Genomic DNA, 13,149 nt, shown 5'->3' with positions numbered 1-13,149 from the left:
GACAGCGTTCATGAACCGTCCTGCCAGCCTCATTCTATTCGGCGCTACAGGCGACCTCTCGCGGCGGATGTTACTGCCGTCTTTATACGCTTTGCATGTCGATCGACTTCTGCCCGGCGGTCTCAATATCGTCGGCACGGCGCGCAGCAGATTGTCAGACGACGAATTTCGCGCCACCGCGCGCGCGGCCATAGAAGCCCATCTGCCCAAGGACCGCGTCGTTACGGATAGGATCGAGGGGTTTCTGGCACGCCTGCGCTACCTCCCCGTCGATGTGACGACCCCGGACGGGTTCGACGATCTTGCAAAAGCGGTCGGCGGCTCTGGCGGCGATCTGTCCATCTTCCTTTCCACCGCGCCGCAATTCTTCGAACCGACCATTGCGGGCCTGAAAGCGGCGGGCATCGCGGACGGCGCGCGCATAGGGCTGGAAAAGCCGCTCGGCCTCGACCTCGAAACGTCGCGCCAGATCAACGACGCCGTTGCCAATGCCTTCCCTGAGGAGCGGACGTTCCGCATCGACCATTATCTGGGCAAGGAAACCGTGCAGAACCTCATGGTCCTGCGCTTTGCCAATATGATGTTCGAACCGCTATGGAACGCCGGGGGTATCGACCATGTACAGATCACGGTGGCGGAAACTGTGGGGCTTGAGGGGCGCGGCGGTTTCTACGACGATACCGGCGCGCTTCGCGACATGGTGCAAAATCACATGCTGCAGCTGCTTGCGCTGACGGCGATGGAGCCGCCCGCCGATCTCGACTCCACATCTGTGCGCGATGAAAAGGTAAAGGTCCTGCGCGCGCTGCGCCCTGTGTCCGATGAGGAAATGGTGTTCGGTCAATACGGCCCCGGCTCCAGCGCAGGAGAAGCCGCGCCGGGTTATCTTGAAGATCTGGGCGGCACATCCGATACGGAGACCTTTGTCGCGTTGAAGGCGCATATCGACAATTGGCGGTGGCAGGGCGTGCCATTCTATCTGCGTACGGGAAAGCGCCTTGCGGAGCGCCGGTCTGAAATCGTCATTCAGTTCAAATGCGTTCCGCATTCCATTTTCGCGTCGCGCGGCGCGAAACTGACGGCGAACCGTCTCGTCATCCGCCTGCAGCCAGAGGAATATGTCCGCCTCCTCGTCATGGCGAAGGAACCCGGGCTTGATCGCGGCGAAGTCACGCTGCGGCAGGTGCCGCTCGACCTCAGCCTGTCGGAAACCTTCAAGGCGCGGCCGCGCCGCATCGCCTATGAGCGCCTGCTCCTCGACCTGATCGACGGCGACCCGACGCTGTTCGTTCGCCGCGATGAGGTCGAGGCGCAGTGGCGCTGGGTCGATGCCATCCGCGAAACCCGCAGGAAGTCCGGTCTCGATCTGAAATCCTACTCCGCAGGTGGCTGGGGGCCTGCCGCCGGCATTGCCCTGACCGAGCGTGATGGAGTGAGCTGGAATGACTGAATATCGCTGGCACAAATATGCCGACCGGGAAGAAATGGCGGACGCAGCGGCGGATAAAATCGCGCGGACGCTGCGCAACACCATCACGATCAAGGGAACCGCCCTGATGTTCGTTCCCGGCGGCGGGACACCTGTCCCGGTCTTCGCCGCGCTCTGCGGCATGTCGGCCGACTGGAACAAGGTTACCGTTGTGCCGGGCGACGAGCGCCTGGTGCCGCCGGGTGATCCCTTGTCGAATTTCGGGATGATCGAGCAGGCTTTCGCCGACACGGATGCGGCGACGCTCGCCTTGCTCGGCGACGACACCAGCCGGAGCGGTGCGGCTGCCGATGCGGAAAGCCGCCTCGCCATGCTGAAATGGCCGCCGGACATTGTCTGGCTGGGCATGGGGGCAGACGGTCATACCGCGTCGATCTTTCCCGGCCTCGATCTTGAAAAAGCGTTGAACACGGATGGCCGTGTCGTTGCCGCAATGCCGAACCCGCTCCCCGACGATGCGCCCGTCCCGCGCGTGACGCTCAGCCGCGCCGCCATCCGGAGCGCGGCAAATATCATCGTCACCATCACGGGCGGTGAAAAGCGCGATCTGCTTGAGCGCGCGCTGGAAGAGGGCGATCATTCCCTATTTCCCATCGGCCGTGTTCTGGCTGGTCAGGATGTCGATATCTTCTGGAGCAGCTGATGCATGACACCATCCAGCAGGTCACCGACCGGATTATCGAGAAATCCCGGCCCACGCGCCGGGCTTATCTCGATTTCATCGCCCGTCAGCGTGACGAGGGGCTTCGGCGCGGCTCGCTAAGCTGCGGCAATCTCGCCCACGCCTTCGCCGCATCGGGCGATGACAAGAAGAGCATCGCCGCGGCGCGCGCCAGCAATATCGGCATCGTGACCGCCTTCAATGACATGTTGTCGGCGCACGCGCCCTATTATCGTTACCCCGAACAGATAAAAGTCTGGGCGCGCGAGGTCGGTGCGACGGCCCAGGTCGCAGGCGGCGTCGCCGCCATGTGTGACGGCGTGACGCAGGGGCAGGACGGTATGGAGCTGTCTTTGTTCAGCCGCGACAATATCGCCATGTCCGCCGCGATCGGTCTTAGCCATGCGATGTTCGAGGGCGCGCTGCTCCTCGGCATTTGCGACAAGATCGTCCCCGGTTTGCTCATCGGCGCGCTGCGCTTCGGACATATGCCCTCGATCCTCGTTCCGGCCGGCCCCATGCCGTCGGGACTTGCGAACAAGGAAAAACAGCGCGTCCGCCAGCTCTACGCTGAGGGAAAGGCCAGCCGCGACGAACTGCTCGAGGCGGAAAGCGCGTCCTATCACGGCGCGGGCACATGCACTTTTTACGGCACCGCCAACAGCAATCAGATGATGATGGAGGTCATGGGGCTGCACGTTCCCGGCGCGGCCTTTGTCAATCCCGGCAGGAAACTGCGTCAGCGGCTGACCCGCGAAGCCGCCCACCGCATCGCCGCGATCGGTCCGGACGGCGACGATTACCGCCCGCTTGGCCTGTGCATCGATGAAAAGGCGGTCGTGAACGCCGCCGTCGGCCTGCTCGCCACCGGCGGCTCGACCAATCATGCCATCCACTTGCCCGCCATCGCCCGCGCCGCGGGGATACAAATCGACTGGGGCGACATGGACGAACTCAGCGCCGCGACACCGCTCATCGCGCGCGTTTACCCCAACGGCCCGGGCGACGTGAACGGCTTCCACGCTGCGGGCGGCATGGGTTTCGTGATCCGCGAACTCATCGAAAGCGGGCACCTCCACCGCGATATCATGACCATCTGGCACACCGACCTCGCCGCCTATGCGGAGGAACCCCGGATCAAGGAGGACCGGCTCGTCTGGACACCCGCGCCCGTTAAAAGCGGTGATGACAGCATGCTGAAGCCCGCCGCTGCGCCCTTCGCCGACAATGGCGGCATGCGTCTGATGCAGGGCAATCTAGGGCGCGCAATGATGAAGACCAGCGCCGTCGATCGTGGCCGCTGGACCATCGAAGCCCCCGCGCGCGTCTTTCATACGCAGGAGGCTGTCATCGACGCCTTTCAGGCCGGGGAGCTGGACCGGGACGTCGTGGTGGTCGTCCGCTTTCAGGGTCCGCGCGCAAATGGCATGCCGGAACTTCACAAACTGACGCCGCCGCTTGGCGTATTGCAGGATCGCGGCCATCGCGTCGCCCTTCTGACCGATGGCCGCATGTCCGGTGCGTCAGGAAAAGTGCCTGCCGTTATTCATCTTTCTCCGGAGGCTCTCGGCGGCGGCCCGCTTGCCCGGGTGCGGGACGGCGACATCATTCATCTCTGCGCGGAAACCGGCACCGCGACCGCACTGGTCGACCCGGCGGAATGGGACGCCCGCCCCCCTGCGCAGGCTCCTGCGGCACAGCCCGGTCTCGGCCGCGAGCTTTTCGCGATGATGCGCGCCCATGCCGACGAGGCGGAGCGCGGCGGCTCCGCCATGCTCGCGCAGGCGGGGCTATGACCACTTCTCTCGTTGCCGCCGATATTGGCGGCACTCATGCCCGCTTCGCCCTTGCCGAAATCGGCGCGGATGGCGCGATCAGCCTCGATGCCCCCGTCAAAATGCCGTGCGCGGACCATGGCAGCCTGCAAATGGCGTGGGACGCCTTTGGCCGACATGTCGGCCCCCTGCCCCGTGCGGCCGCGCTCGCCATTGCGGCGCCGGTGCGCGGCGACACGATCAGGATGACGAACAACCCGTGGATCGTCCGGCGCAAGGCAATCGGTGAGGCGCTGGGGGTCGATAGCCACATTCTCATAAACGACTTCGCCGCGGTCGCCCATGCCGTTGGCGTGGCAACGCCCGCGATGCTGGCCCATCTTGCGGGTCCTGATATTCCCCTGCCAGAAAGCGGCACAGTCAGCGTCATTGGACCGGGTACCGGCCTTGGTGTCGCCCTGCTCAGCCGAAATAACGGCACCTCTCAAATCATTTCGACTGAAGGGGGGCATACCGATTTCGCGCCGCTCGACGAAATTGAAGACCGCATGCTCGCCCGGCTGCGCAAACAACATGATCGCGTCTCGGTGGAGCGTATTGTCTCCGGCCCCGGCTTCCGCACGATCATGGAGGTGCTCGCCGACATCGACGGCGTCGCCATGCCGAAAGGCGATGACAAGGCGCTATGGACGCTCGCACTGTCCGGTGAAAGCAGCCTGGCGTCCGCGGCGCTCCGCCGGTTCGGCATGTGTCTGGGGTCGGTCGCAGGCGATATCGCGCTTTGTCACGGCCCCGGTCCGGTGGTCATTGCGGGCGGCCTCGGCCTGCGCATCGGCATGCGTCTGAAAGACCTTGGCTTTCACGATAGATTCGTTGCCAAAGGACGTTATCGCGCCATAATGGAGGACCTGCCGATCAAGCTGGTCACGCATCCCGAACCCGGCCTTTACGGCGCGGTTTCCGCTTATGCTCAGGCCAACCCGGTCGCGCGCTAAAGTCCCGCCGAAGCCAGCGCCTGATCGAGGTCGGCGATGACATCATCCGGGTCCTCAAGACCGACTGACAGCCGCAGCATACCCTCGGTGATCCCCATTTCCGCCCGGCCCTCTTCGCCCACACCATAATGGGTGGTCGAGGCCGGGTGCGTCATCAGGCTGCGCGAATCCCCGATATTGTTGGAGATATCGACCAGTTCGAGCGCGTTGAGCAGACCGTGCGCCTGTTCCCGTCCGCCATCCAGAAACAGGGACATGATCGTGCCGCCCGCACGCATCTGCGCACGCGCCAGATCGACCTGCGGATGCGAATCCAGATGCGGATAAAGCAGTTTCGGCACGCGGCTTTCCAGCGCCTTTGCCACTTTCAGGGCATTCTCCGACTGCCGCGTCATGCGCAGTTCCAGCGTCTCCAGACCTTTCAGGACGACCCAGGCATTGAACGGCGACAGGTTCGGGCCGGTGTTCCGCTGGAACGGCAGCAATGTCTCATTGATGAATTCGTCCGTGCCAAGCACGGCGCCCGCCAGCACGCGTCCCTGCCCGTCCATCATCTTCGTTGCGGAATAGGCCACCATATCGGCACCCAGTTCCATCGGCCTCTGCAGCACCGGCGTCGCAAAGGCATTGTCCACCAGCAGCTTCGCGCCCGCATCGTGCGCAATATCCGCGATCGCGCTTATATCCGCGATTTCCAGCGTCGGGTTTGCGGGCGTTTCCAGGAATAACAGTTTCGTATTGGGCCGTACGGCCTTCGCCCAGGCATCGGTATCGGACCCATCGACCACTGTGACCTCAATACCGAAACGCGGCAGCAGCTCGTCGCCCAGCCATTTGCATGACCCGAACATCGCCCGCGCCGTCACCATGTGATCGCCCGCCGACAGCTGGCACAGCAGCGCCGTCGTCATCGCCGCCATGCCCGACGCCTGCGCCCGGCACGCCTCGGCGCCCTCCATCAGGCACAGGCGCTCCTCAAGCATCGCGACCGTCGGATTCTGAAGCCGTGAATAGGTCATGCCCGGATCGTCGCCGCGGAACCGCGCCGCCGCGATTTCCGCCTCGTCATAGCAATAGCCCGACGTCAGGAAGAGCGCTTCGGACGTCTCGCCGAATTCGGACCGCAGCGTGCCCCCGCGAATGGCTTGCGTCGCGGGCTTCCACGCACGCGTGCGGGACCGGTCGTGTCCTGTCGATCTTTTCATGGCCGCCGCCATGGCACGGAGGTGCGCGTCCGGTCAACGCGTGAACGATGCCCAACCGCCACACCTGTGCAATTGTTAAGCTGCACTCCATTCAAATCTGGCATTATTCTGGGCCCGAAAAGGAAAATGCCATGAACGCGCCAGTAGACCCCAAAGAGTTCCGCACTGACGACGGGTCGACCCCGGCCGAGCGCTACAGACGCCTGCGCGAGCCGACCATGAAGGAACTGAACCACCTGCCGGGGACCGGCACGCTCAGCCTGTGGCAGAAGCTCGCGGCCGTGAAGCACTTCCTCTACGACACGCTGGCATTGCAGGAGAGGCGGCAGGAGGCGTACGGCCCGGTATACTCATATGAGACGATCGCCGGTCCGTCGGTACAGATGGTCGGCGCGGACGCGAACGAGATGGTCCTGATGAACCGGGATCGCATCTTCTCGTCGGAACAGGGCTGGAATCCGATCCTTGGAAAACTCTTTCCGCGCGGTCTGATGATGCTTGATTTCGAGGAGCACCGCGTCCACCGCAAGGCACTGTCCGTCGCCTTCAAGCCAAAGCCCATGCAGGCATATCTGTCGCTGTTGCAGGAGGGCATTCGCCGCCGCATCGCCGACTGGCCGGAACGGCTGGAACTCTATCCGGCGATGAAGGATCTGACGCTCGACCTCGCCGCATCGTCATTTCTCGGCATTCCGTGGGGACCGGAGGCCGACAAGGTCAATCGCGCCTTTGTGGACATGGTGCAGGCATCCGTGACGCCCGTTCGCAAACCCCTGCCCTTCACGCAGATGCGCAAGGGGGTGAGGGGCCGCGCCTACCTCGTCGAATATTTCGGCAGGGAAATCCCGAAGCGCCGCGGGTCCGACGCGGAAGATATTTTCACGCAGGTCGTCAACGCTCACGACGAGGAGGGAGAACTGCTCAGCGATCAGGACGTCATCGATCACATGAACTTCCTGATGATGGCCGCGCACGACACGCTGACATCGTCGCTGTCATCGACCGTCTTCTATCTCGGCAAGACCCCCGACTGGCAGGAAAAAATCCGCCACGAAGTCGAAACGCTGCGCGCGGAGGTGGGGGCGGACATCCCCTATGACCGCCTCGGTGATCTCGACATGTGCGAATGGGCGTTCAAGGAGGCCATGCGCCTGCGGCCGCCCGTGCCGTTCATCCCGCGCCGCGCGCTCGCGGACTTCACATTCCACAACCATGTCATCCCCGCAGGCGCGCATGTGGGTCTATGCCCGATGCTCGTGCACCGCGATCCCAACATCTGGCCAGAGCCGGAACGCTATGACCCGTCACGCTTCACCCGCGAGAATGAAAAAGTCAGGCACAAGCATGCCTATGTTCCGTTCGGCGGCGGCGCACACATGTGCCTCGGCCTGCACTTTGCCTATATGCAGGCAAAGGTGTTCCTGTTCGAACTGCTGGCCGCGCGAACCATCGACGTTCCGGTCAATTACGAACCGCAATGGCAGATGGTCCCCATCCCGCGGCCGCGCGACAACCTGCCTCTGGGGCTCATCAAACGCGCATGACAAAACACGTCCCGGCATGGCGAGTCCGCGCAGCCTCTGCGGTGAAACAGCATGCGCTTTAGCAAGATAAGCAAGGGAGAATTGCAGGGCATCCGGTCCGGAAAGAGCACGCATCACCCCCCGTAGCCGGGCGTGGAGCGTGGACGAATGCCATTGATGGAGACGTCTATTGAGATCGCTTCGCTCCCTGCCGAACCGACCTGCGCCGCGCCATGACCTATCCAGTCTTTAGCGCGATCTGACCTCAATGTCCGCGAACTGATTTATGGAGCGCACAAGGGTCGGCCCCGTCACAATTCCGTACCACACATGTCGCTCACCCCTCCAATTGCAGTTCACCGCCAAACCGCTGCGCATATCGGTCCGTCATGCCGGCGATGAAGTCGCCGATATGGCGGGCGCGGGCGGGATTTTCGGCGGGGAGCGTCGCTTCCCAGCTTTCCGGCAGGCGGGCGGAGGTGCGGGAAATGTCTTCGAAAAGCTGCCCGACCAGTGCGGCGGCCCTGTCCCTCGGCCTGATGCTGGCGGGGTGGTGGTACATGTTGGCATAGAGGAAGCTCTTGATCTCGCGCTCCGCCGCCGCCATTGGCGCGGAAAAGGCGGCGGTCTGACGGCCCGCACCGCGAATATCGCCCGCCGTTCGCGGCGACAGCGCCGCCAGAAGGGATTTCGTCTCCCGCAGCACATCCTCGACCATCAGGCCGATCTGGCGGCGCTTCATTTCCGCGATCAGGCGATCCTGCGGCGCATCCGGATAGCGCGCGCGCACGGCTTCCCAGTTTTCGCGCACGGCATCGACCTCCAGCGCCTGGTCCAGGCTGAACAGCCCCGCCCTCAGCCCGTCCTCGAAATCATGATTGTCATAAGCGATATCGTCGGCCAGCGCGGCAATCTGCGCCTCCAGACTGGCATGCGTCTCCAGGTCGAGCGGAAACGCGGTATCGATCTCTTGCAGCGCCCAGGTCGGCGCCGTCACCGGGCCATTATGTTTCGCCAGTCCCTCCAGCACCTCCCAGCTCAGGTTCAGCCCGTCATGCGCGGCATAGGCGCTCTCCAGCGTGCACAGGACCCGCAGCGTATGTGCATTATGGTCGAAACCGCCATAATCCGCCATGGCGACATTCAGGGCATCCTCGCCCACATGGCCAAAGGGCGGATGCCCCAGATCGTGCGCCAGGCAGATCGCCTCGGTCAGCGCCTCGTGCACGCCCAGCGCCTTCGCCATCACCCGGCCGATCTGCGCAACCTCCAGGCTGTGTGTCAGGCGCGTGCGAAAATGGTCGCCATCCGGCGCGACGAAGACCTGCGTCTTGTGCTTCAGGCGGCGAAATCCGCTGGAATGGACGATGCGGTCGCGGTCGCGCGCGAAGGCATCGCGCAATGCCGAGGGGTTCGCCGGGTGCAGGCGTCCGCGCGAGTGGCCGGGGTGACAGGCATAGGGGAAAAGCATAAGCGGGAATTAGGCTGAGTTTGCGTCCTTGGCGAGAGGCCGTATGGCATCGCGGCCCGCGAACGGTTAGGTCCGAAGCCATGAAACCTGACACGCAACGTACCAGAGGTTTTTTCGCCGACAAGAATCGCGCATTCTGGTTGCTGCAGGGCGGCGGTTGGGTCGCCTATTTCTTCCTGCGTACATTTGGCGGGCTCGCCAATGGTGCGGAGCTGCCCTTTATCCTTCCGGCCCTGATCGCCAGCGCCACGGGCTTCTCGCTGACGCTGCTGATGTCGGCGGCCTACCGCCGCATCATCCAGATGCGCGCGGTCTTTGTCTGGTCGCTGACCCTGCTCGTCATCGCGGTCGCGGCATCGGTATTTTCCGTGCTCGAAGTATGGGCGCATTCGCGGTTCTACGACGCCAATTTCCAGCCGGAGGGCGTACAGTTCTTTGGCGCGATCCTCCTCGATATCAGCGTGCTCGGCGCGTGGTCGGGGCTTTACTTCGGCATCAACTTCTACCTGATGCTGTCGCACCAGAATGAGGACATGCTGAAAGTGCAGGCGCAGGCTTCGGAGGCCAGTCTCGCCATGCTGCGCTATCAGGTGAACCCGCATTTCCTGTTCAATACGCTGAATTCCATCTCGACGCTCGTACTGCTGAAAGACGACAAGGCGAATGCGATGCTGTCCAGGCTGTCCTCGTTTCTGCGCTATTCCCTAGCCGAGGATCCGGGCAGCCGCGTGACACTTGCGCAGGAACTGGAAGCGTTGAAGCTCTATTTCGACATTGAACGCATGCGGTTCGAAAATCGACTGCAGACCAGTTTCGATATCGACGCGCGCGCCGCGGATGCGGCCGTGCCCTCCATGATCCTGCAACCGCTCGTTGAAAACGCCATCAAATACGCCGTCACGCCGCAGGAGGAGGGCGCGGAAATCGCCATCACGGCCCGCCTTGTGGGGAACGACCGCGTGTTCATCGACGTGGCCGATACCGGTCCCGGCTTGCAGGCCGCGAAACCCAGCTACATCGATGGTGCCGGCGTCGGTCTGAACAACATCCGGGAGCGTCTGGCACAGCAATATGGCGGTGAAGCGAGCTTTATGCTGGCTGAACGACCGGAAGGCGGCGTGGTGGCGCGGCTGGATATCCCGTATCAGACGATGGGCACTGCTATGAAAGAGGCCGCAGCATGACGATACGCGCAATTCTGGTCGATGATGAGCCGTTGGCGACGAAGGGGCTCGAAATGCGGCTCGCACCGCATGAGGACATTGAGATCGTGGCGACATGCGCCAATGGACGGGAGGCCATACGCGCGGTCAAGACGCACAAGCCCGATCTGGTCTTTCTGGATATCCAGATGCCCGGCCTTGACGGGTTCAGTGTCATCAATGCGTTGCAGGATATGGAACCACCGCTTTTCGTCATGGTCACCGCCTATAATGAATTCGCGATCAAGGCGTTTGAGGCACATGCCGTCGATTACCTGATGAAGCCGGTCGATCAGGACCGCCTGGCCGATACCATCTCGCGCGTTCGTCAGCGCATGATGGAGCGGAACGCGGAACTTGAACGCAAACAGCTGAAGGACCTCCTGAGCGAGGTCGCGCCCGAAGCTGCGGAAGCGCATGGGGAGATGGGCGGCGCGGCCACTGACGCCAGCCGCTACGAGAAGCTCCTCAACATCAAGGATCGCGGCCAGATCTTCCGCATTGGTGTGGAAAGCATCGAACGTATCGACGCCGCCGGCGACTATATGTGCATCTATACCGGCGACAATACCCTCATCCTGCGCGAGACCATGAAGGACCTGGAAAAGCGCCTTGATCCGCGCATGTTCCAGCGTGTGCACCGGTCCACCATCGTCAATCTGGATCAGGTCAAGGAAGTGAAACCGCACACCAATGGCGAGAGTTTCCTGACACTGTCCTCGGGCGCGCAGGTGAAGGTCAGCAGATCCTATCGCGAGGTCATCGCGCGCTTCCTTTAATCGCGCGGCATGTGAAAGATAAAATTGGCTTCCCTCCCTGAAAGGCAGGGGAGACGAACGCGCATGCAGTCTTTATCACGATGATAAATGATCATCTGAACGAGGGACAGGGCCCGATATGAACTTCGACTATTCCGAAACCCAGACCATGGTTCGCGACACGCTCCAGCGCTTTCTCGGCGATCGCTACGATTTCGAGACGCGGCAGAAAATCAGCCGCTCTGACGCGGGCTGGTCCGCGGAGATCTGGCAAGCGTTCGCCGAAGACCTCGGCATCCTCGGCGCGCCCTTCTCCGAGGACATGGGCGGCCTTGGCGGCGGTGCGGTCGAAAACATGATCATCATGGAGGAGATCGGCAAATCGCTCGTGGTCGAACCATATCTCTCGACCGTCGTGCTCGGCGGCGGCTTCGCGCGCGAGGCAGGCCGCGCTGACCTTATCGAAGGCATTATCGGCGGGGACACCCGCTTCGCCTTTGCATGGGCGGAGCCAAAGGGCCGCTACAATCTTGACCATGTCGAAGTGTCCGCAAAGGCGTCTGGCGACGGCTACACACTGTCCGGGCATAAGGCCGTGGTCCGCGACGCCCCATCCGCAACGCACATCATCGTCAGCGCGCGGACATCGGGTGACGCGGCGGACGCACGCGGCATTTCACTGTTTGTCATCCCCGCTGACGCCAAGGGCGTCAGCCGCCGTGACTACCCGCTGGTGGATGGCGGCATCGCCTCTGAAATCACGTTCGAGAATGCAAGTGTTGGCAAGGAAGCTTTGCTGGGTGCCGAGGGAGAGGCGAGCCCCGTCATCCGCAAGGTCGTCGATGAGGCCATCGCCGCACTCTGTTCCGAAGCGGTCGGCGTCATGCGCCAGCTGCACGGCCTGACCATGGACTATACCCGCGAACGCAAACAGTTCGGCGTGCCGATTTCCAAGTTTCAGGTCTTGCAGTTTCGCATGGTCGATATGCTGCTGGAACTGGAACAGGCGCACTCGATGACGCTGATGGCGACGCTGAAGCTGCCCGATACGTCGGCGGTCGCGATGGCGAAGACGAAGATCGGCCGGGCCCTCACATTCTGCGGCCAGGAAGCGGTGCAGCTGCACGGCGGCAACGGTATCTCGGATGAATATGCCGTTGGCCATTATTTCAAGCGGGCGACGATGATCGAAAGTCAGTTCGGTCCTACCGATCATTTCCTGCGCCGCTATGAACGGCTCAGCATGGGCTGATGGACCGGGAAACCTATGGACTGCCTGCATTGCGCCCGTAACTAGCCGCATATCGCCCAGGCTCGCATCGAACCGCCGCCAGCGCGTCTTTCCCTGGCGCTGCGGCCTGCCCGCTCCTTCAGACGATCATTTCTTCCAGCCGGGCGGGAGAGGTGATGATGAGCGCGCCGTTCTCCCGGCGGACGATACCGCGCCGTTCCAGCGCGCTGACCGTGCGGGATACGGTCTCCCTTGATGTCGACAGTTCTGCGGCAAGCGATGTCATGATCGGCGGGGGCGCGATCGTCATCCCGTCACCACCAGCGCTGCGCGCCAGTCTAAGGAGTTCGGCATGGACCCGCCCGGCGGCAGAAAGCGTGACCTGCGCCACCATGCGGCGCGACGTGGCGCGCAAGCGGCGCACCAGCGCCTTGGACAGGGTCAGGCCAACTTCGGAATGACGCTCGGCCAGCGACAGCAGGTCCATGGCCCGGAACAGCAGCGCACGAACGGCTTCCGCGGCGATAACGTCCGCATCCGCCTCCGACACCTCCTCACCGGGCAATGCGCCCAGCAGGTCGCCCGGGCCATATTCGCCCAGCATGACGACCTGGCCGTTTTGCCCCACGGCGACCGCATTTGCGCGCCCTTTGAAAAGCAGCCAGCTCGTCGTGGCGCGGTCGCCCTGATGCAGGATCGTTTCGCGCACGTCATAGCCGCGCGACTGCGCGAGACGGGCAATCGCCTTGCCCGTCTCCGCCTGACACGCAAACACCGACCTTACTGCATCGACAAGTTCTGGCCCCGGCTCGGTCATGCATCCCCTTCCCGCGTAAAAA

The 13,149-nt window shown here is 63.0% G+C and carries 11 protein-coding genes; 8 read left to right on the top strand and 3 right to left on the bottom strand.

Features of this window, described 5'->3' with window-relative positions; genetic code table 11:
* Positions 1-10: 10 nt before the first annotated feature.
* Genes zwf through KCG44_RS05655 form a run of 4 tightly spaced genes read left to right on the top strand, consistent with a single transcriptional unit; the run spans position 11 to position 4,920 of the window.
* On the top strand, positions 11-1,450 hold the full coding sequence (gene zwf / locus KCG44_RS05670; RefSeq protein WP_218444847.1) for a glucose-6-phosphate dehydrogenase: 1,440 nt from the start codon (positions 11-13) through the stop codon (positions 1,448-1,450).
* Complete coding sequence (gene pgl / locus KCG44_RS05665; protein ID WP_218444845.1) at positions 1,443-2,132, top strand: 6-phosphogluconolactonase; 690 nt, start codon at positions 1,443-1,445, stop codon at positions 2,130-2,132. Before zwf ends, pgl begins: the two co-directional genes overlap by 8 nt.
* Positions 2,132-3,946 carry a phosphogluconate dehydratase gene (gene edd / locus KCG44_RS05660; protein ID WP_218444844.1) on the top strand — a complete coding sequence of 605 codons (1,815 nt, stop codon included), beginning with the start codon at positions 2,132-2,134 and terminating at the stop codon, positions 3,944-3,946. The genes pgl and edd overlap by 1 nt, the downstream gene beginning before the upstream one ends.
* A complete protein-coding gene (locus KCG44_RS05655; protein WP_218444842.1) occupies positions 3,943-4,920 on the top strand; it encodes a glucokinase in 978 nt (325 codons plus the stop codon). The genes edd and KCG44_RS05655 overlap by 4 nt, the downstream gene beginning before the upstream one ends.
* Here the strand turns inward: KCG44_RS05655 and metZ are convergent.
* Positions 4,917-6,125 (bottom strand): O-succinylhomoserine sulfhydrylase, encoded by a 1,209-nt coding sequence (metZ, locus tag KCG44_RS05650; protein WP_218444841.1) that lies wholly within the window; start codon positions 6,123-6,125, stop codon positions 4,917-4,919. The two genes, KCG44_RS05655 and metZ, sit on opposite strands and share 4 nt — an antisense overlap.
* A gap of 131 nt (positions 6,126-6,256) precedes the next feature.
* On the opposite strand from metZ, the gene KCG44_RS05645 reads away from it, so the two are divergent.
* The gene (locus KCG44_RS05645; RefSeq protein WP_218444840.1) at positions 6,257-7,669 is read left to right on the top strand and encodes a cytochrome P450; all 1,413 of its coding nucleotides are present in this window, start codon (positions 6,257-6,259) and stop codon (positions 7,667-7,669) included.
* Positions 7,670-7,985: 316 nt separating this feature from the next.
* Here the strand turns inward: KCG44_RS05645 and KCG44_RS05640 are convergent, their stop codons facing one another.
* On the bottom strand, positions 7,986-9,119 hold the full coding sequence (locus KCG44_RS05640; protein ID WP_218444839.1) for a deoxyguanosinetriphosphate triphosphohydrolase: 1,134 nt from the start codon (positions 9,117-9,119) through the stop codon (positions 7,986-7,988).
* A gap of 80 nt (positions 9,120-9,199) precedes the next feature.
* Here KCG44_RS05640 and KCG44_RS05635 point away from each other — a divergent pair, with 80 nt between their 5' ends.
* The 3 genes from KCG44_RS05635 to KCG44_RS05625 all read left to right on the top strand — a co-directional run bounded on the left by KCG44_RS05635 (position 9,200) and on the right by KCG44_RS05625 (position 12,331).
* A complete protein-coding gene (locus KCG44_RS05635; protein ID WP_218444837.1) occupies positions 9,200-10,303 on the top strand; it encodes a sensor histidine kinase in 1,104 nt (367 codons plus the stop codon).
* Positions 10,300-11,100: a LytR/AlgR family response regulator transcription factor gene (locus KCG44_RS05630; protein WP_218444836.1), complete on the top strand. Its 801-nt coding sequence runs from the start codon at positions 10,300-10,302 to the stop codon at positions 11,098-11,100. Before KCG44_RS05635 ends, KCG44_RS05630 begins: the two co-directional genes overlap by 4 nt.
* A 118-nt stretch (positions 11,101-11,218) precedes the next feature.
* On the top strand, positions 11,219-12,331 hold the full coding sequence (locus KCG44_RS05625) for an acyl-CoA dehydrogenase family protein (RefSeq protein WP_218444835.1): 1,113 nt from the start codon (positions 11,219-11,221) through the stop codon (positions 12,329-12,331).
* 118 nt (positions 12,332-12,449) lie between these two features.
* Here the strand turns inward: KCG44_RS05625 and KCG44_RS05620 are convergent, their stop codons facing one another.
* Positions 12,450-13,127, bottom strand: coding sequence for a Crp/Fnr family transcriptional regulator (locus KCG44_RS05620; protein WP_218444834.1), 678 nt, complete (start codon positions 13,125-13,127; stop codon positions 12,450-12,452).
* Positions 13,128-13,149 lie beyond the last annotated feature (22 nt).

This window comes from Pacificimonas pallii (genome assembly GCF_019204005.1).
GTDB classification, from domain to species: domain Bacteria; phylum Pseudomonadota; class Alphaproteobacteria; order Sphingomonadales; family Sphingomonadaceae; genus Pacificimonas; species Pacificimonas pallii.
Note: the sequence above shows the minus strand (reverse complement) of the source record. Positions and strands in the feature narration are given on the sequence as shown.

Excerpts from the sequence above, each read along its gene's own strand:
- KCG44_RS05640 (WP_218444839.1), bottom strand. The coding sequence starts at position 9,119 with ATGCTTTTCCCCTATGCCTGTCACCCCGGCCACTCGCGCGGACGCCTG.
- edd (WP_218444844.1), top strand. The coding sequence starts at position 2,132 with ATGCATGACACCATCCAGCAGGTCACCGACCGGATTATCGAGAAATCC.
- KCG44_RS05655 (WP_218444842.1), top strand. The coding sequence starts at position 3,943 with ATGACCACTTCTCTCGTTGCCGCCGATATTGGCGGCACTCATGCCCGC.
- zwf (WP_218444847.1), top strand. The coding sequence starts at position 11 with ATGAACCGTCCTGCCAGCCTCATTCTATTCGGCGCTACAGGCGACCTC.
- KCG44_RS05635 (WP_218444837.1), top strand. The coding sequence starts at position 9,200 with ATGAAACCTGACACGCAACGTACCAGAGGTTTTTTCGCCGACAAGAAT.
- metZ (WP_218444841.1), bottom strand. The coding sequence starts at position 6,125 with ATGAAAAGATCGACAGGACACGACCGGTCCCGCACGCGTGCGTGGAAG.
- KCG44_RS05630 (WP_218444836.1), top strand. The coding sequence starts at position 10,300 with ATGACGATACGCGCAATTCTGGTCGATGATGAGCCGTTGGCGACGAAG.
- KCG44_RS05625 (WP_218444835.1), top strand. The coding sequence starts at position 11,219 with ATGAACTTCGACTATTCCGAAACCCAGACCATGGTTCGCGACACGCTC.
- pgl (WP_218444845.1), top strand. The coding sequence starts at position 1,443 with ATGACTGAATATCGCTGGCACAAATATGCCGACCGGGAAGAAATGGCG.
- KCG44_RS05645 (WP_218444840.1), top strand. The coding sequence starts at position 6,257 with ATGAACGCGCCAGTAGACCCCAAAGAGTTCCGCACTGACGACGGGTCG.
- KCG44_RS05620 (WP_218444834.1), bottom strand. The coding sequence starts at position 13,127 with ATGACCGAGCCGGGGCCAGAACTTGTCGATGCAGTAAGGTCGGTGTTT.